The 17,268-nt window shown below is 67.6% G+C and carries 15 protein-coding genes, 2 tRNA genes and 1 pseudogene; 8 read left to right on the top strand and 10 right to left on the bottom strand.

The features are described 5' to 3' along the window. Positions 1-39: 39 nt before the first annotated feature. The 3 genes from cofC (at position 40) to JWP83_RS23965 (ending at position 4,003) form a co-directional block, all read left to right on the top strand. Positions 40-702, top strand: coding sequence for a 2-phospho-L-lactate guanylyltransferase (cofC, locus tag JWP83_RS23975; RefSeq protein ID WP_297735907.1), 663 nt, complete (start codon positions 40-42; stop codon positions 700-702). Between the two features lie 101 nt (positions 703-803). After that, positions 804-2,993 (top strand): RNA degradosome polyphosphate kinase, encoded by a 2,190-nt coding sequence (locus JWP83_RS23970; protein ID WP_297735904.1) that lies wholly within the window; start codon positions 804-806, stop codon positions 2,991-2,993. Positions 2,994-3,055: 62 nt separating this feature from the next. Then, a complete protein-coding gene (locus JWP83_RS23965) occupies positions 3,056-4,003 on the top strand; it encodes an NUDIX hydrolase (RefSeq protein WP_297735901.1) in 948 nt (315 codons plus the stop codon). Between the two features lie 62 nt (positions 4,004-4,065). Here JWP83_RS23965 and JWP83_RS23960 read toward each other — a convergent pair whose 3' ends face one another. The 3 genes from JWP83_RS23960 to leuC all read right to left on the bottom strand — a co-directional run bounded on the left by JWP83_RS23960 (position 4,066) and on the right by leuC (position 6,979). Then, a complete protein-coding gene (locus JWP83_RS23960; RefSeq protein WP_297735898.1) occupies positions 4,066-4,713 on the bottom strand; it encodes an HU family DNA-binding protein in 648 nt (215 codons plus the stop codon). A 213-nt stretch (positions 4,714-4,926) separates the two neighbouring features. Then, the gene (gene leuD / locus JWP83_RS23955; protein WP_297735895.1) at positions 4,927-5,523 is read right to left on the bottom strand and encodes a 3-isopropylmalate dehydratase small subunit; all 597 of its coding nucleotides are present in this window, start codon (positions 5,521-5,523) and stop codon (positions 4,927-4,929) included. 19 nt (positions 5,524-5,542) lie between these two features. Then, the gene (gene leuC, locus JWP83_RS23950; RefSeq protein WP_297735984.1) at positions 5,543-6,979 is read right to left on the bottom strand and encodes a 3-isopropylmalate dehydratase large subunit; all 1,437 of its coding nucleotides are present in this window, start codon (positions 6,977-6,979) and stop codon (positions 5,543-5,545) included. A gap of 65 nt (positions 6,980-7,044) precedes the next feature. Between leuC and JWP83_RS23945 the strand changes: the two genes are divergently transcribed. Both JWP83_RS23945 and JWP83_RS23940 read left to right on the top strand, forming a co-directional pair. After that, the gene (locus tag JWP83_RS23945) at positions 7,045-7,746 is read left to right on the top strand and encodes an IclR family transcriptional regulator (protein WP_297735892.1); all 702 of its coding nucleotides are present in this window, start codon (positions 7,045-7,047) and stop codon (positions 7,744-7,746) included. 256 nt (positions 7,747-8,002) lie between these two features. After that, entirely contained in the window at positions 8,003-8,515 is a 513-nt protein-coding gene (locus JWP83_RS23940) for a PPOX class F420-dependent oxidoreductase (RefSeq protein ID WP_297735888.1), read from the top strand. A gap of 7 nt (positions 8,516-8,522) precedes the next feature. On the opposite strand, the gene JWP83_RS23935 is transcribed toward JWP83_RS23940, so the two are convergent. From JWP83_RS23935 to JWP83_RS23920, 4 genes are all read right to left on the bottom strand, one after another. After that, positions 8,523-8,595 (bottom strand) — tRNA-Glu (locus tag JWP83_RS23935). 73 nt (positions 8,596-8,668) lie between these two features. Beyond that, positions 8,669-8,740: transfer RNA gene (locus JWP83_RS23930), tRNA-Gln, on the bottom strand. Positions 8,741-8,855: 115 nt separating this feature from the next. Then, positions 8,856-10,322, bottom strand: coding sequence for a glutamate--tRNA ligase (gene gltX, locus JWP83_RS23925; protein ID WP_297735885.1), 1,467 nt, complete (start codon positions 10,320-10,322; stop codon positions 8,856-8,858). Continuing rightward, positions 10,319-11,119: a fumarylacetoacetate hydrolase family protein gene (locus tag JWP83_RS23920; protein ID WP_297735882.1), complete on the bottom strand. Its 801-nt coding sequence runs from the start codon at positions 11,117-11,119 to the stop codon at positions 10,319-10,321. Before JWP83_RS23920 ends, gltX begins: the two co-directional genes overlap by 4 nt. Positions 11,120-11,188: 69 nt before the next feature. Between JWP83_RS23920 and JWP83_RS23915 the strand changes: the two are divergent. After that, positions 11,189-12,253: pseudogene (locus tag JWP83_RS23915) on the top strand (MFS transporter); the annotation flags it as partial. A gap of 133 nt (positions 12,254-12,386) precedes the next feature. On the opposite strand, the gene JWP83_RS23910 reads toward JWP83_RS23915, so the two are convergent. Then, a complete protein-coding gene (locus JWP83_RS23910) occupies positions 12,387-13,397 on the bottom strand; it encodes a 3-isopropylmalate dehydrogenase (protein ID WP_297735879.1) in 1,011 nt (336 codons plus the stop codon). Positions 13,398-13,467: 70 nt separating this feature from the next. Then, complete coding sequence (serA, locus tag JWP83_RS23905; protein ID WP_297735876.1) at positions 13,468-15,054, bottom strand: phosphoglycerate dehydrogenase; 1,587 nt, start codon at positions 15,052-15,054, stop codon at positions 13,468-13,470. Positions 15,055-15,083: 29 nt separating this feature from the next. On the opposite strand from serA, the gene JWP83_RS23900 reads away from it, so the two are divergent. Further along, positions 15,084-16,514 (top strand): NAD(P)/FAD-dependent oxidoreductase, encoded by a 1,431-nt coding sequence (locus JWP83_RS23900; RefSeq protein WP_297735873.1) that lies wholly within the window; start codon positions 15,084-15,086, stop codon positions 16,512-16,514. Further along, positions 16,511-17,110 carry an NAD(P)H:quinone oxidoreductase gene (gene wrbA, locus JWP83_RS23895; protein WP_297735870.1) on the top strand — a complete coding sequence of 200 codons (600 nt, stop codon included), beginning with the start codon at positions 16,511-16,513 and terminating at the stop codon, positions 17,108-17,110. Before JWP83_RS23900 ends, wrbA begins: the two co-directional genes overlap by 4 nt. Positions 17,111-17,185: 75 nt before the next feature. Here wrbA and JWP83_RS23890 read toward each other — a convergent pair. Continuing rightward, on the bottom strand, positions 17,186-17,268 hold an 83-nt coding region (locus JWP83_RS23890), incomplete at its 5' end, for a hypothetical protein (protein ID WP_297735981.1).

Raw genomic sequence — 17,268 nt, 5'->3', positions numbered from 1 at the left:
TGACGCGGGGCCGCGGGGTCGCGCTGGCAGGATGGCCCCATGAGCGGCACACGCGCCGACGGGGCGGATGACGGCGCGGGTGACGTCGCGCTGATCATCGCCGTCAAGCGGCTGGCCGCCGCCAAGACCAGGCTGGCCCCGGTGTTCTCGGCGCCCACGCGGGAGAAGGTGGTGCTGGCGATGTTGGTCGACACCCTGACCGCAGCGTCGGGTGTCGAGGCACTGGGCTCGATCACCGTCGTCACGCCCGACGACGCCGCGGCGGCCGCGGCCGCCGAGCTCGGGGCCGGTGTGCTCGCCGACCCGACGCCCGAAGGCAACAGCGACCCGCTGAACAACGCGATCGCCGCCGCCGAACGAGCGATAGCCGGTGCCTTCGCCAATATCGTTGTGCTGCAAGGCGATTTGCCCGCGTTGCAGACCCAGGAGCTGGCCGAGGCGATAGCCGCGGCGCGGCAGCACGGGCGCAGCTTCGTCGCCGACCGGTTGGCGACGGGAACCGCCGCGCTCTGCGCGTTCGGCACCGCGCTCGACCCGCGGTTCGGGCCGGATTCGTCCGCGCGGCACCGCCGTTCGGGCGCGATTGAGCTGACGGGCGCCTGGCCCGGCCTGCGATGCGATGTCGACACGCCCGCCGACCTGACGGCCGCCCGCCGCCTCGGAGTCGGTGCGGCGACCGCCCGGGCCGTCGCGCAGCACTAGCGCGGGCCGGCGAAACCCCGCGCCAGCAAACCTGTACGAGCGGTAAACGGTGCGCCAACGGCGAACGGATGTCCGCCGAGCGCTAGCAGCACCAGCGGGTAATGAGCAATGATCGCATGGTGACCGAAATCGAAGCCGAGCCGCGGCCCGACGAGACCGTATGGCATTCGGGCGAGGCCGCCGTGGCGGCACCACCCGCGGCCACCCCCGCCGCGATCTCCGGCGAGCTGCCCGAGGACCGCTACCTCAACCGGGAACTGAGCTGGCTGGACTTCAATTCGCGCGTCCTGGCGCTGGCCGCCGATAACTCGCTGCCGCTGCTGGAGCGGGCCAAATTCCTGGCGATCTTCGCTTCCAATCTCGACGAGTTCTACATGGTGCGGGTGGCCGGCCTCAAGCGCCGCGACGAGATGGGCCTGTCCGTCCGATCGGCCGACGGTCTGACGCCGCGTGAGCAACTGGCCCGCATCGGCGAGCAGACCCAGCGAATCGCCACCCGGCACGCGCGGGTGTTCCTCGATTCCGTGCGACCGGCGCTCGCCGAGGAAGGCATCCACATAGTCACGTGGGCCGATTTGGATCAGGCCGAGCGCGACGAATTGTCGAGCTATTTCACCGAACAAGTCTTTCCCGTCTTGACGCCGTTGGCCGTCGATCCCGCTCATCCGTTCCCGTTCGTCAGCGGGTTGAGCCTGAACCTGGCAGTCATGGTGCGCCAACCCGAGGATGGTGGCCAGCACTTCGCCCGGGTCAAGGTGCCCAACAACGTCGATCGCTTCGTCGAACTCGAAACCCGCGGTGTTTCCGACGGCGAAGGGCCGGAAATCGTTCGCTATCTGCCCATGGAAGAACTGATCGCGGCATTCCTTCCCGAGCTGTTCCCGGGCATGGAAATCGTTGAGCATCACGCTTTCCGCATTACCCGCAACGCGGACTACGAGGTTGAAGAGGACCGCGACGAAGACCTGCTACAGGCACTTGAACGGGAGTTGGCACGCAGGCGCTTCGGTTCGCCGGTAAGGCTCGAAATCGCCGACGACATGACCGAAAGCATGCTCGAACTGCTGCTGCGCGAACTCGACGTGCATCCCGGTGACGTCATCGAAGTGCCCGGCCTTCTCGACCTTTCGTCGTTGTGGCAGATCTACGGCATCGAGCGGCCGGCGCTCAAGGATCCGACATTCGTTCCGGATACCCACCCCGCCTTCGCCGACCGCGAAACACCCAGGAGCATCTTCGCGACCCTGCGCGAAGGCGATGTCCTGCTTCATCATCCGTATGACTCGTTCTCGACCAGCGTGCAGCGATTCATCGAGCAGGCCGCCGCCGACCCCAACGTGCTGGCGATCAAACAGACGCTGTACCGCACCTCCGGTGATTCGCCGATCGTTCGGGCGCTCATCGCCGCGGCCGAGGCCGGCAAGCAAGTGGTGGCAATGGTGGAGATCAAGGCGCGCTTCGACGAGCAGGCCAACATCCGCTGGGCGCGCGAACTTGAGCAGGCGGGCGTGCACGTGGTCTACGGGTACGTCGGACTGAAGACACACTGCAAGACCTGCCTGGTGGTGCGCCGCGAAGGTTCGACGATCCGGCGGTACTGCCACATCGGGACCGGCAATTACAACGGGAAGACGGCGCGGCTATACGAGGACGTGGGTCTACTCACGGTTTCCCCCGAAATCGGGGCCGATTTGACCGACTTGTTCAATTCGCTTACCGGCTACTCGCGCAAGGTCTCGTACCGCAATCTCTTGGTCGCCCCGCACAGTGTGCGCACGGGCATCATCGAACGCGTCGAGCGCGAGATCGCAGCCCACCGCGAACACGGTGGGGGCCGGATCCGCATGAAGTTGAACGCTCTGGTCGACGAGCAGGTCATCGACGCGTTGTATCGCGCGTCGCGGGAGGGTGTGCGGGTCGAGGTGGTGGTGCGCGGCATCTGCGCGCTGCGCCCGGGGGCGGAAGGCTTCTCGGAGAACATCTCGGTACGTTCGATCCTCGGCCGCTTCCTGGAGCACTCGCGGATCATGCATTTCAATCGCATCAACGAGTTCTGGATCGGCAGCGCCGACATTATGCACCGCAACCTCGACCGGCGCGTCGAGGCGCTGGTTCAGGTCAAGGATCCGCGGCTCACCGCATATTTGGACGACTTGTTCGAGTCCGCGCTGGATCCCTCGACCCGGTGCTGGGAGCTGGGTTCCGACGGGCAGTGGACCGCGTCGCCCCAGGAGGGCCACACCGTGCGCGACCATCAGGTGTCACTGATGGAGCGGCACCGCAGCCCGTAGCGCGATGTGGTAGCTTTCCAGGTCGCGAGCGACCTCAGCCGAATTGACCTGCAGGAGTTTAGGTGTCGAACCAGACCTCGTCGGCGGGTCGGCGGTCGGGCAGCCGGATCGTGCATGCGGCGGGCGCGGTGCTGTGGCGGAGGGGTGGCGCCGATTCGGCGGCCCCGGCCCTCGAGCTAGCCGTAATCCATCGGCCCCGTTACGACGACTGGTCGCTGCCGAAGGGCAAGGTGGAGCCGGGCGAGACGGTGCCCGCGGCGGCGGTGCGGGAAGTGTTCGAGGAGACGGGTCACCGCGCCATTCTTGGCAGGCGGCTCGGCTTGGTGAGCTACCCGATCGAGCAGGGCGTCAAGAAGGTCTGTTACTGGGTGGCGCGCGACACCGGCGGCGAATTCACGCCGGGCCGCGAGGTCGATGAGCTGGTGTGGCTGCCGGTCGCCGACGCGAAGGACAGACTCAGCTACCCGCATGATCGAAAGATGTTGCGCCGCTTCGCAAAGCAGCCAGCGGACACACACACCGTACTCGTGGTGCGGCACGCCAGCGCCGGCAGAAAATCACGGTTCAAAGGCGACGACACCAAACGGCCGCTGGACAAGAAGGGACGCGCGCAGGCGGAGGCCTTGGTTCCACAGCTACTGGCCTTCGGCGCCTCCGACGTCTATGCGGCGGACCGGCTTCGCTGTCACCAGACGGTCGAACCGCTCGCCGAGGAACTCGGTGTGACCATCCACAACGAGCCAACCCTCACCGAGGAGGCGTACGCCAAGAACCCCAAGCGCGCGCGCCACCGGGTGCTGCGCATCGCGGAGGAGGAAGGCACCCCGGTCATTTGCACGCAGGGCAAGGTGATTCCGGACCTGATCGCCTGGTGGTGCGACCGCGACGGAGTGCGTCCCGATAAATCCCGCAACCACAAGGGCAGTACGTGGGTGCTGTCCCTGTCAGCCGGTCGGCTGGTGGCGGCCGACCACATCGGCGGCGCCCTGGCCGCCAATGTGCGGGCCTGACACGCAAATACCCTCCGGGCGGCATCACCGCCACCCCGAAGGGCATCCGCGTGTGGAAGTTCCTAGCGGCGGCCGCGCCGCGAGGTGGCCTTCTTGGCGGGAGCCTTGCTGGCCGGCCTCTTTGATGCGGCCTTCTTGGCCGGAGCCTTGGTCGCTGCCTTCTTGGCCGGAGCCTTCTTGGCCTGAGCCTTGGTGGCCGCCTTCTTGGCCGGAGCCTTCTTCACGACCTTCTTGGCCGGAGCCTTGGTTGCGGCCTTCTTGGCCGGAGCCTTCTTGACCGCGGCCTTCTTGGCCGGAGCCTTCTTGGCCGCCGCCTTCTTGGCCGGAGCCTTGCTTGCCGCCTTCTTGGCCGGAGCCTTCTTCGCCGCCTTCTTGGCTGCGCCGGCTGATACCACACCACGTTTCACTGCAGGTCCTTCCGCCGGGAGGCGCTGTGCGCCAGACACAACCGCTTTGAATTGAGCACCGGGCCGGAACGCTGGGACCGATGTCGGCTTCACCTTTACTGTCTCACCGGTACGCGGATTGCGGGCCACCCGCGCCGCGCGCCGCCGCTGTTCGAACACACCGAACCCGGTAATGGTGACACTGTCGCCCTTGTGCACCGCACGGACAATGGTGTCGACGACATTCTCGACGGCAGCGGTCGCTTGCCGACGGTCCGAGCCCAATTTCTGTGTGAGCACGTCAATGAGCTCTGCTTTGTTCATCCAAACCCTCCGAAGCTAGTGGTCCTCGTTTTGGGAACCGACTAGTGGACACGGTAATCCCTCACCCAGCAAATTTCCAAGAGCCACGCGCAATTTCAGGACCGAACGGCCGAAGTTGTCGCAATCCGGTTGCCGCCCTTGGTCGGTGGGGGGGCCGGAAAATCGGCCGAGTTTACTTAGCTGACCAGAAGAAATTCCGTCCCGATCGACCCTTCAGGAGACGGGCAGAGTGCGCGGTTTCCACTGGGGACGCGCTGCCTCGAACGCCTCGATCTGGTCGAGTTTCCGCAGCGTAAGGCCTATATCGTCGAGACCCTCGAGCAGTCGCCAAGCGGTATGGTCGTCAATGTTGAACGGCAGCACCGCCGTTCCGGCGGTGATATTTCGATCTTGAAGATTGGCAGTGATTTCCAAGCCCGGACTCTGCTCGATCAGCTTCCATAGGAGTTCCACGCCGTCCTGAGAAATTTCGGCCGCCAGGAGGCCCGCCTTGCCGGCGTTGCCCCGAAAAATGTCACCAAATCGAGACGAGATGACCACCCGGAATCCGTAGTCCATGAGCGCCCACACCGCATGCTCGCGCGACGATCCGGTGCCGAAATCGGGGCCGGCCACCAGAACCGAGCCGCGGTCAAAGGGGCTGAGGTTTAGCACGAATGAAGGATCCGACCGCCACGTGGCGAACAAGCCGTCTTCGAAACCGGTTCTGGTTACGCGCTTCAGGAACACCGCGGGAATGATCTGATCGGTATCGACATTCGACCGCCGCAGCGGCACGCCAATGCCTGTGTGGGTGCGAAAGGCTTCCATTCTTGTCCTCGATTCACAATCAGTTGGAGTTCAAGTCGGCCTGCGCGGACAGCGTGCCCCGCACCGCCGTCGCGGCGGCGACGGCCGGGGACACCAGGTGGGTGCGGCCGCCTTTACCCTGCCGCCCTTCGAAGTTGCGGTTGGACGTCGCGGCGCACCGCTCCCCCGGGGAAAGCTGATCGGGGTTCATGCCCAGGCACATCGAGCATCCCGCCTGGCGCCACTCGGCGCCGGCGGCGGTGAAAATCTCGCCCAGCCCTTCGGCTTCGGCCTGCGCGCGCACCCGCATGGAGCCCGGCACGACGAGCATCCGCACCCCCGGGGCGACCTTGCGGCCACGCAGGACGCCGGCCACCGCGCGCAGGTCTTCGATACGACCGTTGGTACAAGAGCCGACGAACACGGCGTCGACGCCGATGTCGCGCATCGGCGTCCCGGGTCGAAGGTCCATGTACGCCAAGGCTTTCTCGGCGGCCTGCCGCTCGCCGTCGTCGGCCATCAGTTCGGGATCCGGCACGGCCGCGTCCAGGGGCACCCCCTGGCCGGGGTTCGTTCCCCACGTGACGAACGGGCTCAACCTGGCCGCGTCGAGGTAGACCTCGGTGTCGAAGACGGCGCCAGGGTCGGTGCGCAGCTGCTGCCAGTACTGCACCGCGGCATCCCATTGCGCGCCGGTCGGGGCGTGCGGGCGGCCGCGCAGAAACTCGTAGGTGGTCTCGTCGGGCGCCACCATGCCCGCCCTGGCGCCGGCTTCGATGCTCATGTTGCAGACCGTCATCCGGCCTTCCATCGACAGCGATTCGATGGCGCTGCCCCGGTATTCGATGACGTGACCCTGCCCACCGCCGGTGCCGATCTTCGCGATCAGCGCGAGGATGATGTCCTTGGCGGTCACGCCGGCGTCCAACGGCCCGTCGACATTGACCGCCATCGTCTTGAATGGCCGCAACGGCAGGGTCTGCGTGGCGAGCACGTGCTCGACCTCCGAGGTGCCAATCCCCATGGCCAGCGCGCCAAATGCGCCGTGCGTGGACGTGTGACTGTCGCCACAGACGATCGTCATCCCCGGCTGGGTGAGGCCCAATTGCGGCCCGACGACGTGCACGATGCCCTGCTCGATGTCACCCATCGGATAGAGCAGGACGCCGAATTCCTCGCAGTTGCGCCGCAACGTCTCGACCTGCGTGCGCGACACCAGGTCGGCGATCGGCTTGTCGATGTCGACGGTGGGCACGTTGTGATCCTCGGTGGCCAGCGTCAGGTCGGGGCGCCGCAGGGGACGGCCGGCGAGGCGCAGGCCGTCGAACGCCTGTGGACTCGTGACCTCGTGCACCAAATGCAGGTCGATGTAGATCAAGTCGGGGGCCCCCGCTTGTTCAGAACCGCCCCCGGATACCACAACGTGGTCGCCCCAGACCTTTTCGGCCAGGGTGCGCGGCTTGACGTCGGATCCCATATCGAATTCGCCCCTATTCGGTCTCTCCGCTGTCATCTCAGAATGCGAGACGTTAGTATCTCCTTGTGAGACAGCATAGCGGCATCGGCGTCCTCGACAAAGCGGTGGGCGTGCTGCACACGATCGCCGAATCCCCGTGCGGACTGGCCGAACTGTGCGAGCGAACCGGGTTGCCCAGGGCCACCGCCTACCGGCTGGCGGCCGCCCTCGAAGTTCATCGGCTGCTGGCGCGCGACGACGAAGGGCGTTGGCGGCTGGGTCCCGCGGTCACCGAATTGGCCGCCCGCGTCAACGATCCGCTGCTGGCCGCGGGCGCGGCGGTGCTGCCCGCGTTGCGTGAGACCACCGGCGAAAGCGTGCAGTTGTATCGCCGCGAGGGAACTTCGCGGGTCTGCGTGGCCGCCCTCGAACCGGCTGCGGGTCTTCGCGATACGGTTCCGGTCGGGGCGCGCCTGCCGATGACGGCGGGCTCGGGGGCCAAAGTGCTACTCGCCTATGCCGACGCCACCGTCCAGAAGGCCGTGCTGCCCGCGGCGAAATTCACCGACCGGGCGCTCACCGAAGTGCGCCGGCGCGGTTGGGCGCAAAGCGTGGCCGAGCGCGAGCCCGGTGTGGCGAGCGTGTCGGCGCCGGTGCGCGACGGCCGCGGCGTCGTCATCGCCGCCATATCCGTGTCCGGACCCGTCGACCGCATCGGCCGGCGCCCGGGGGCCCGCTGGGCCGCCGATCTGCTGTCCTCGGCAGAGGCGCTCACCCGCCGGCTCTAAGCGCCCGTGTATCCACGGGAGCCGGGATCGCAATTTTCACGCCCCCAGGACACTAGACGCGAGCTTGGTCCTCGGGTTGTTCCCCGGGCGCCTTTGAGTGTGCGCTGGCGGCTTTCAGTGTGCGTCTAGGGCTGAAAATCGCCGAAAACTGCTCCCTCAGCACACACTGAACGCCCTCAGCACAGACTGAACCCGCCAGCACGCCCAATGCCACCAGTGCACAGCCACCGCGGCGCGGCCTGACAAACTGACCGCCATGGGAACCAATCAGCGAGCGGGCATCGTCATGTCGGAGGACGAGATCGCCGATTTCGTCGTCAAGAGCCGCACCGGGACACTGGCCACCGTCGGCCCCGACGGCCAGCCGCACTTGACCGCCATGTGGTACGCCGTCGTCGACGGCGAGATCTGGCTCGAGACCAAGGCCAAGTCGCAGAAGGCGGTCAACCTCACCCGCGATCCGCGGGTGAGCTTCCTGATCGAGGGCGGCGACACCTACGACACGCTGCGCGGAGTGTCGTTCGAGGGCGTCGCGGAGATCATCGACGATCCCGACGTCTCGCACCGGGTGGGTGTCAGCGTGTTCGAGCGCTACACCGGCCCCTACACCGATGACATGAAGCCCTTCGTCGAGCAGATGATGAACAAGCGGGTCTGCGTGCGCATCGTCGCCCGCCGCGCGCGCTCGTGGGATCACCGCAAACTCGGATTGCCGGCTATGCCGGTCGGCGGATCGACCGCGCCGGCCGCGCTGGGGACCGGCCAGTAGAAATATGTAGCCCCGATGGGATTCGAACCCACGCTACCGCCGTGAGAGGGCGGCGTCCTAGGCCGCTAGACGACGGGGCCAGAACCGATCCGAGCAGCCAGCATAGCTCACCTGAGAAAGGCGCACCTAATCGCAAGCCATGCTGCGATTTTGCTGGGGTACCAGGACTCGAACCTAGAATGGCTGAACCAGAATCAGCTGTGTTGCCAATTACACCATACCCCATTGGCTGCCTAAAACCGCTGGTCACAACGGCTTCTGCGCACCCTGTCGGTGTCCTGGAACCGCCGTGGCCCGCCGTAGGCGGCCTTTGTAAACCGCAGTGCAGACTACCAAAAAGTCAGACCGCGTCGTCGCGCGCGGCCCGCAACCGCCGCAGGCTGCGCTCGCGGCCCAGCAGCTCCAGCGATTCGAACAACGGCGGGCTGATCGTTGTTCCCGTCACGGCGACCCGGATCGGCCCAAACGCCTTGCGCGGTTTGAGCGCCAGACCCTCGATGAGCGCGGACTTGAGGGCGGCCTCGATCTGCTCCGTGGTCCAGTCCGCCACGCCGTCCAGCGCGGCCAAAGCCGCGTCGAGAACCGCGTTGCCGTCGGGGCCGAGCTCCTTGGCGGCGGCCTTGGGGTCGATCGCGTATTCGTCGTCGTCGAGGAACTTCAGCAGGTCCCACGCGTCGCTCAGGACGACGATGCGGGTCTGCACCAGCTGGGCGGCGGTGGCGAATCCGGCGTCATCCAGCCGGATGTAATGGCCGTGGGTGTCCAAGTAGTCGCGCAACCGGGCGGTGAAGTCGTCGGGGTCCAGCATCCGGATGTGCTCGGCGTTGAGCGCGTCGGCCTTCTTCTGGTCGAATCGGGCCGGGTTGGAATTGACGTCGACGACGTCGAAGGCGGCCACCATTTCGTCCACGCTGAACAGGTCGTGATCGTCGGCGATCGCCCAGCCCAGCAGCGCAAGGTAATTCAGCAGTCCCTCCGGGATGAAGCCCCGGTCGCGGTGGGCGAACAGGTTCGACTGCGGGTCGCGCTTGGAAAGCTTCTTGGTTCCCTCCCCCAATACGGTTGGCAAATGCGCGAATTGCGGTATGCGTTCGGCGACGCCGATCCGCATCAGCGCCTGATACAGAGCCAGCTGACGCGGGGTCGACGGCAGCAGGTCCTCGCCCCGCAGCACATGGGTGATCTTCATCAGCGCGTCATCAACCGGGTTGACCAAGGTGTACAACGGATCTCCGGTCGCGCGGGTCAGCGCGAAATCGGGCACGGTGCCCGCCGCGAAGGTGGTCGTTCCGCGCACCAGGTCGTCCCAGCCGAGATCTTCGTCGGGCATCCGCAGCCGCACCACCGGCTTACGGCCTTCCGCCAGGAACGCCGCACGCTGCGGATCGGTCAGCTGCCGGTCGAAGTTGTCGTAGCCCAGCTTGGGGTTGCGGCCCGCAGCGATATGACGTGCCTCGACCTCCTCGGGCGTCGAGAAGGCGTAGTAGGCCTCGCCGGCCTCGAGCAGCTGCGCCACCACGTCGCGGTAGACCTCGCCGCGCTGCGACTGCCGGTACGGGCCGTAGGGCCCGCCGACCTCGGGCCCCTCGTCCCAGTCGAGGCCGAGCCAGCGCAGCGCGTCGAGCAGCGCCAGGTAGCTTTCCTCGGTGTCGCGCTGCGCGTCGGTGTCCTCGATGCGAAAGACGAAGGTGCCGCCGGTGTGTCGGGCGTAGGCCCAGTTGAACAGTGCGGTGCGCACCATCCCGACGTGTGGGGTGCCGGTGGGCGACGGGCAGAATCGGACCCGTACCTTCGAAGTGGAGGTCACGACTTTCCTTTGCGGACAACCGGATTGACGAGGCTGCCGATTCCCTCGATGGTGATGGAGACGGTGTCGCCGTCCTCGATGGGACCGACGCCGGCCGGTGTACCCGTGAGGATGAGGTCGCCGGGCAGCAGGGTCATCACGGCCGAGATCCACTCCACGATGGCGCCGACGTCGTGGATCATCAGCGAGGTGCGGCTGTGTTGCTTCACTTCGCCGTTGACCTCGGTGCGCAGTTCGAGATCCGCCGGGTCGACATCGGTGACGATCCACGGCCCGACCGGGCAGAAGCTGTCATGGCCTTTGGCGCGGGTCCATTGGCCGTCGGCCTTTTGTTGATCGCGTGCCGACACGTCGTTGCCGATGGTGTAGCCGAGGATGTTGTCGGCGGCCTGGGAGGCCGGAATGTCCTTGCAGGGCCGGCCGATGACCGCCGCCAACTCGCCCTCGAAGTGCACCGGTGAGGCATTGGCGGGCAACCGAATCGGCACATTGGGCCCGATGATCGCGGTATTGGGCTTGAGGAATATCACCGGATCGGCCGGGGCCGGGCCCGTTTGGAAGCTGCCCATTTCCGCGATGTGATCGGCGTAGTTCTTGCCCACGCAGACCACCTTGCCGGCCAGCATGGGCGCCAGCAGCCGTACGTCGGCCAGCGGCCATGATCGGCCGGTGAAGGTCGGGGTGCCGAAAGGGTGCTCGGCGATCTCCCGGGCGAGCATGGCGGCGGGATCGTCGAGTTCGCCCTCGATGCTCACGAAGGCGACACCGTCCGGGCTGGCGATTCGACCGAGGCGCATTCGCTTGAGCCTAGTGATCGGTAATCGCGGCTCGCGCAACCGGTGCCAGGGCTGTGGAAGCATGGACTAATGCCCAAGGGGCACCCTGCCGCCCTCAGCGCCGGCAAGCGGTGGTCGATCATGATCGTCTCGCTGTTCGTGACGACCAGTTCGTTCCTATTCATCAACGGCGTTGCCTTCCTGATCCCGTCGCTGGGAGCCACGCGCGGCACCCCGTTGGCCGAAGCCAGCCTGCTGTCGTCGATGCCGAGCTGGGGCATGGTTGTCACGCTCGTCGTCTGGGGCTACGTGCTCGACCGCGTCGGCGAGCGGCTCGTGCTGACTGTTGGCTCGGGGCTCACCGCGGCCGCCGCGTATGCCGCGGCGTCGGTTCACTCGCTGGTGTGGGTCGCCGTCTGGCTGTTCCTCGGGGGGATGGCCGCGGCGAGTTGCAACACCGCCGGCGGCCGGCTGGTGTCCGCGTGGTTTCCGCCGCAGCAGCGCGGGCTCGCGATGGGCATCCGTCAGACCGCGCAGCCGTTGGGAATCGCGGTGGGCGCGCTGATCATGCCCGAGCTGGCCAAGCACGGCCCGCATGCGGGCCTGATGTTTCCGGCGCTGGTGTGCGGCGCGGCGGCGGTGGCCAGCGCGGTCGGCATCGTCAACCCGCCGCGGAAATCCCGGGAGACGGCCACCAAGGAGGAGCTGGCCAGCCCGTATCACGGCTCGTCGGTGCTGTGGCGGATCCACGCGGTCGGGGGCCTGCTCATGATGCCGCAAACGGTGACCGTCACGTTCATGCTCGTCTGGCTGATGAACCACCACCACTGGTCGGTCGCCGCGGCCGGCGGCCTGGTCACCCTGTCGCAGTTGCTCGGGGCGCTGGGCCGCGTCGCGGTCGGACGCTGGTCCGATCGCATCGGCTCACGCATGCAACCGGTCGCCGTCATCGCCGCCGCTGCCGCGTTGACCCTGTTCCTGCTGGCCCTTTCGGACTACGTCGACTCGCGATTCGACATCCCGCTGATGGTCGCCGTCTCGGTGTTGGCGGTGCTCGACAATGGGCTGGAGGCAACCGCCATCACCGAATTCGCGGGGCCTTTCTGGAGCGGACGCGCCCTGGGCATCCAGAACACCACCCAGCGGGTGATGGCGGCCGCCGGCCCCCCGCTGTTCGGCGTGCTGATCGGTGCGGCCAAGTATCCGTCGGCGTGGCTGCTGTGCGGGCTGTTCCCGCTGGCGGCGGTGCCGTTGGTGCCGGCCCGGTTGCTGCCACCCGGCTTAGAAACTACAGCGCGGCTGCGATCCGTTCGCCGACTTCGGTGGTGGCGCGCCGTTCGCTCCCACGAGTTGCCAGATAGGCCTCGACGGCCCGGTCCACCCGGGCAGCCGCATCGTGCTCGCCGAGATGGGAAAGCAGCAGCGCCACCGACATGATCGCCGCGGTCGGATCCGCGATGCCCTGACCGGCGATGTCGGGTGCGCTGCCGTGCACCGGCTCGAACATCGAGGGATTGGTCCGGGTCGCGTCGATATTTCCGCTGGCGGCCAAGCCAATTCCGCCGCACACCGCCGCGGACAGGTCGGTGATGATGTCGCCGAACAGGTTGTCGGTGACGATCACGTCGAAGCGGCCGGGGTCGGTCACCATGAAGATGGTGGCGGCGTCGACGTGTTGGTACGCGACCTCCACGTCGGGATATTCCGCGCCGACCTCGGCCACGATCCGCGACCACAGCTTGCCCGCGAACGTCAGCACGTTGTTCTTGTGCACCAGTGTCAGGTGTTTGCGGCGCAGCCTTGCCCGCTCGAATGCGTAGCGCACCACTCGGCGCACCCCGAACGCGGTGTTCACGCTGACCTCGGTGGCCACTTCGTTGGGCGTTCCGGCGCGGATCGCGCCGCCGTTGCCGGTGTAGGGTCCCTCGGTGCCTTCGCGCACCACCACGAAGTCGATCTCGGGGTTTCCGGCGAGCGGACTGCTCACCCCTTTGTATAGCCGGCCCGGTCGCAGGTTGACGTGGTGATCCAGCTCAAAGCGCAGGCGCAGCAACAAGCCTCGCTCCAGGACGCCGCTGGGCACCGACGGATCGCCGACCGCCCCGAGCAGGATGGCGTCGTGGTCCCGCAATTCGGCGAGCACCGATTCCGGCAGTAGCTCGCCCGTGGCGTGGAAACGACGGGCGCCCAGGTCATAGCTGGTCTTCTGCACCCCCGGCACGACCGCGTCAAGGACTTTGATCGCCTCGGCCACTACCTCCGGCCCTATCCCGTCGCCGCCGATCACCGCGAGTTTCATAGGCGCCGTCCCCCGCGAGTGGGAGCTGCCCCCACCTCATCGCTCCGCTCTGCATAGTCGCCGGCGCATTTCACGACAGGTCAACCACTTCGAGCTTGTTGGCGCCCACCGCCGCCGCGATCGCCGATCGCACGTCCTTGGGCACGTCCTGGTCAAGCCGCAGCAGAATCGTCGCGCCCGGACCCTCGGCGTCCTCGGACAGCTGCGCCGCCTGGATGTTCACGCCGGCCGCGCCCAGCAGGGTGCCGATCTTGCCCAACGCGCCGGGCTGGTCGACGTAGTTGATCACCAGGTTGGTGCCCTGGGCGCGTAGGTCGAAGTTGCGGCCGTTGATCTGAACGATCTTCTCCACCAACTGCGGTCCGGACAGCGTGCCCGCGACGTTCACGAACGAGCCGTCGTGGGCGACCGCCCGCAGGTCGACGACGCTGCGGTGGTTGGGGCTCTCCGTCGCGGTGGTGATTTCGGCGGTAACGCCCCTCTCGGCGGCCAACGCCGGCGCGTTGACGAACGTCACCGCCTCGTCGATGACTGCCGAGAACAGGCCGCGCAGCGCCGAAAGCCGAAGCACCTCAACATCTTCGGAGGCGAGCTCGCCGCGCGCCTGCACCGACAGCGATACCGGCACCTCGCCCGACAGCGCGGCGGCCAGCACCCCGAGCTTGCGCACCAGGTCCAGCCAGGGCGCCACCTCCTCGCTGACCACTCCCCCGCCGACGTTGACGGCGTCGGGAACGAACTCCCCCGCCAGCGCCAGCCGCACGCTCTCGGCGACGTCGGTGCCGGCCCGGTCCTGGGCCTCGGCGGTGGACGCCCCCAGGTGTGGCGTGACCACCACCTGCGGCAGCTCGAAAAGCGGGCTGTCGGTGCACGGTTCGGTGGAGAACACGTCGAGGCCGGCGGCGCGGACATGCCCGCGGTTCACCGCGTCGGCCAGCGCCGCCTCGTCCACCAGACCGCCGCGCGCGGCGTTGACGATGATGACGCCCGGCTTGGTCTTCGCCAGCGCCTCCTTGTCGATCAGGCCCGCCGTCTCCGGGGTCTTCGGCAGATGCACCGAGATGAAGTCGGCGCGGGCCAGCAGGTCGTCCAGGGTCAGCAGTTCGATGCCGAGCTGCGCCGCCCGGGCCGGCGGCAGGTACGGGTCATAGGCCACGACGTGGGTGCCGAAGGCAGCTATCCGTTGCGCGAACAACTGGCCTATCCGGCCCAGCCCGACGACACCGACGGTCTTGCCGAAGATTTCGGTGCCCGAGAACTTCGACCGCTTCCAGGTGTGCTCGCGCAGGGTGGCATCGGCCTCCGCCACCTGGCGGGCCGCGGCCAGCAGCAGCGCCAGCGCGTGTTCGGCGGCGCTGTGGATGTTCGACGTGGGGGCGTTGACCACCAGCACACCGCGCGCGGTCGCGGCGCCCACGTCGACGTTGTCCAGGCCAACCCCGGCGCGGGCGACGATCTTCAGCTTGGGGGCGGCCGCGAGCACCTCGGCGTCGACGGTGGTGGCCGACCGCACCAGCAGCGCGTCCGCCTCGGGGACGGCGGCCAGCAGCTTCTCCCGGTCGGGCCCGTCGACCCAGCGGACCTCGACCTGGTCTCCCAGGGCGGCGACGGTTGATTCGGCGAGTTTGTCGGCAATAAGTACAACAGGCAGATTCACCCGGCCAGCCTATCGGCTGTAATTGACGGGTGGACGTCACCGTCGTCGGCAGCGGACCCAACGGGCTGACCGCGGCCGTCATCTGCGCACGCGCGGGTTTGAAAGTGCAGGTCGTCGAGGCCCAGCCGACCTTCGGCGGCGGCGCCCGCACGGCGCCCGACCCAGACTCTCCGGGAGTCTTACACGACGTGTGCTCGGCGGTTCACCCGCTGGCGCTGGCGTCGCCGTTTTTCGCGGCGTTCGACCTGCCCGCGCGCGGCGTGCAACTGGCGGTGCCAGAGATTTCCTACGCCAACCCGCTGCCGGGCCGGCCGGCGGTGATCGCCTACCGGGATCTCGAGCGCACCTGCGCCGAACTCGAGCACGGCGCGTCCTGGCGGCGCCTGCTGGGCCCGTTGGTGAAGAATTCGGGCGCGGTCGTCGGATTGCTGCTCGGCGACAAACGGTCGATGCCCGGCTCCTTACCCTCCGCGTTGCACCTCGGGTTGCGGATGGTGGCGCAAGGAACGCCCGCCTGGGGGTCGCTGGTCGGCGAGGATGCCCGCGCATTGTTCACCGGTGTTGCCGCGCACGTGATTTCGCGGATGCCGTCGTTGACGGCCGCCGGTGCCGGATTGATGCTGGCCACGCTCGCCCATTCGGTGGGCTGGCCGATTCCGGTGGGGGGCAGCCAGGCGATCACCGACGCGCTGATCGCCGACCTGCGCGCGCACGGTGGCGAACTCACGGCCGGCTGTGAGGTCACTGAGCCGCCCGACGAGGTCGTCGCCTTCGACACCGCGCCCACCGCGCTGCTGCGGATCTACGGCGACGCGCTCCCGGCTCGCTACGCGAATACATTGCGCCGCTACACGTTTGGACCTGGAGTCGCCAAGGTCGATTTCGTGCTCAGCGAGGACATCGCGTGGTCGGACCCGCGGCTGGGGCGCGCGCCGACCCTTCATCTCGGCGGCACCCGCGAGCAGATGGCGCAAGCCGAGGCCGACATCGCCGCCGGGCGCGACGCGCAGTGGCCGATGGTGCTGGCCGCCTCGCCGCACATCGCCGATCCCGGCCGCATCGACATCGTGGGCCGACGGCCATTCTGGACCTACGCCCACGTGCCGTCGGGTTCCACCGTCGACGCGACCGAGACCGTGACGGGGGTCGTGGAGCGGTTCGCGCCCGGCTTCCGCGACATCGTGGTGGCGGCCCGCGCCGTGCCCGCCGCCCGGATGGCCGACCACAACGCCAATTACGTCGGCGGCGACATCGGGATGGGCGGAAATTCCGCCTGGCGCGCGATCGCCGGCCCCACACCGCGCCTAAACCCTTGGAGCACACCGATTCCCAAGGTGTATCTGTGCTCGGCGGCCACCCCGCCCGGCGGCGGGGTGCACGGCATGGCCGGTTACTACGCCGCACGCACGTTGTTGCGCCGCGAATTCGGGATCACCGCTATGCCTAAGCTGAGCCCGTGACGAAACTCGCGATCAACTACTACTCGGCCACCGGTCACGGCACCGCGATGGCCAAACGCGTCGCGGCCGCGGCCGAATCCGCGGGCGCCGAAGTGCGCCTCAGGCACGTCGCCGAAACCCACGACCCCGCATCGTTCGCGCACAACCCGGCGTGGACCGCGAACTACGAAGCGACCAAGGACCTTGCCGCGGCCACCGGCGACGACATCGTGTGGGCCGACGCGGTGATCTTCGGCTCGCCGACTCGCTTCGGTTCGCCCGCCGCGCAATTGCGCGCCTTCCTGGACTCACTGGGCGGGCTGTGGGCCGAGGGCAAGCTCGCGGACAAGGTGTATGCGGCCTTCACGTCGTCCAACACCCTGCACGGCGGTCAGGAGACCACCCTGCTCGCGCTGTACATCACGCTCATGCATTTCGGCGGCATCATCGTGCCGCCGGGTTACACCGATCCGTGCAAGTTCGTCGACGGCAACCCGTACGGGGTGAGCCTGGTGTCCACCCACGACAACATCGACGAATTCGACGACCCCACCCGGAACGCCCTCGATCACCTGGCCCGCCGGGTGGTGGCGGTCGCCGGCCGGCTGGCGTCGTAGCTCGCCGCCGCGACACTGAAACTACGCACACGACACGCCGCGGCGGGTGTGCGTAAATTCAGTCTCGGCAAGCGGCTATGCGGTTTCGGTGATCGGGCGGTCCACCCAGCTCATCAGGTCGCGCAGCCGCTTTCCGACGATCTCGATGGGGTGCTCGG

The sequence above is a fragment of the Mycobacterium sp. genome, from assembly GCF_025965855.1.
Classification (GTDB): Bacteria; Actinomycetota; Actinomycetes; order Mycobacteriales; family Mycobacteriaceae; genus Mycobacterium.
Note: the sequence above shows the minus strand (reverse complement) of the source record. Positions and strands in the feature narration are given on the sequence as shown.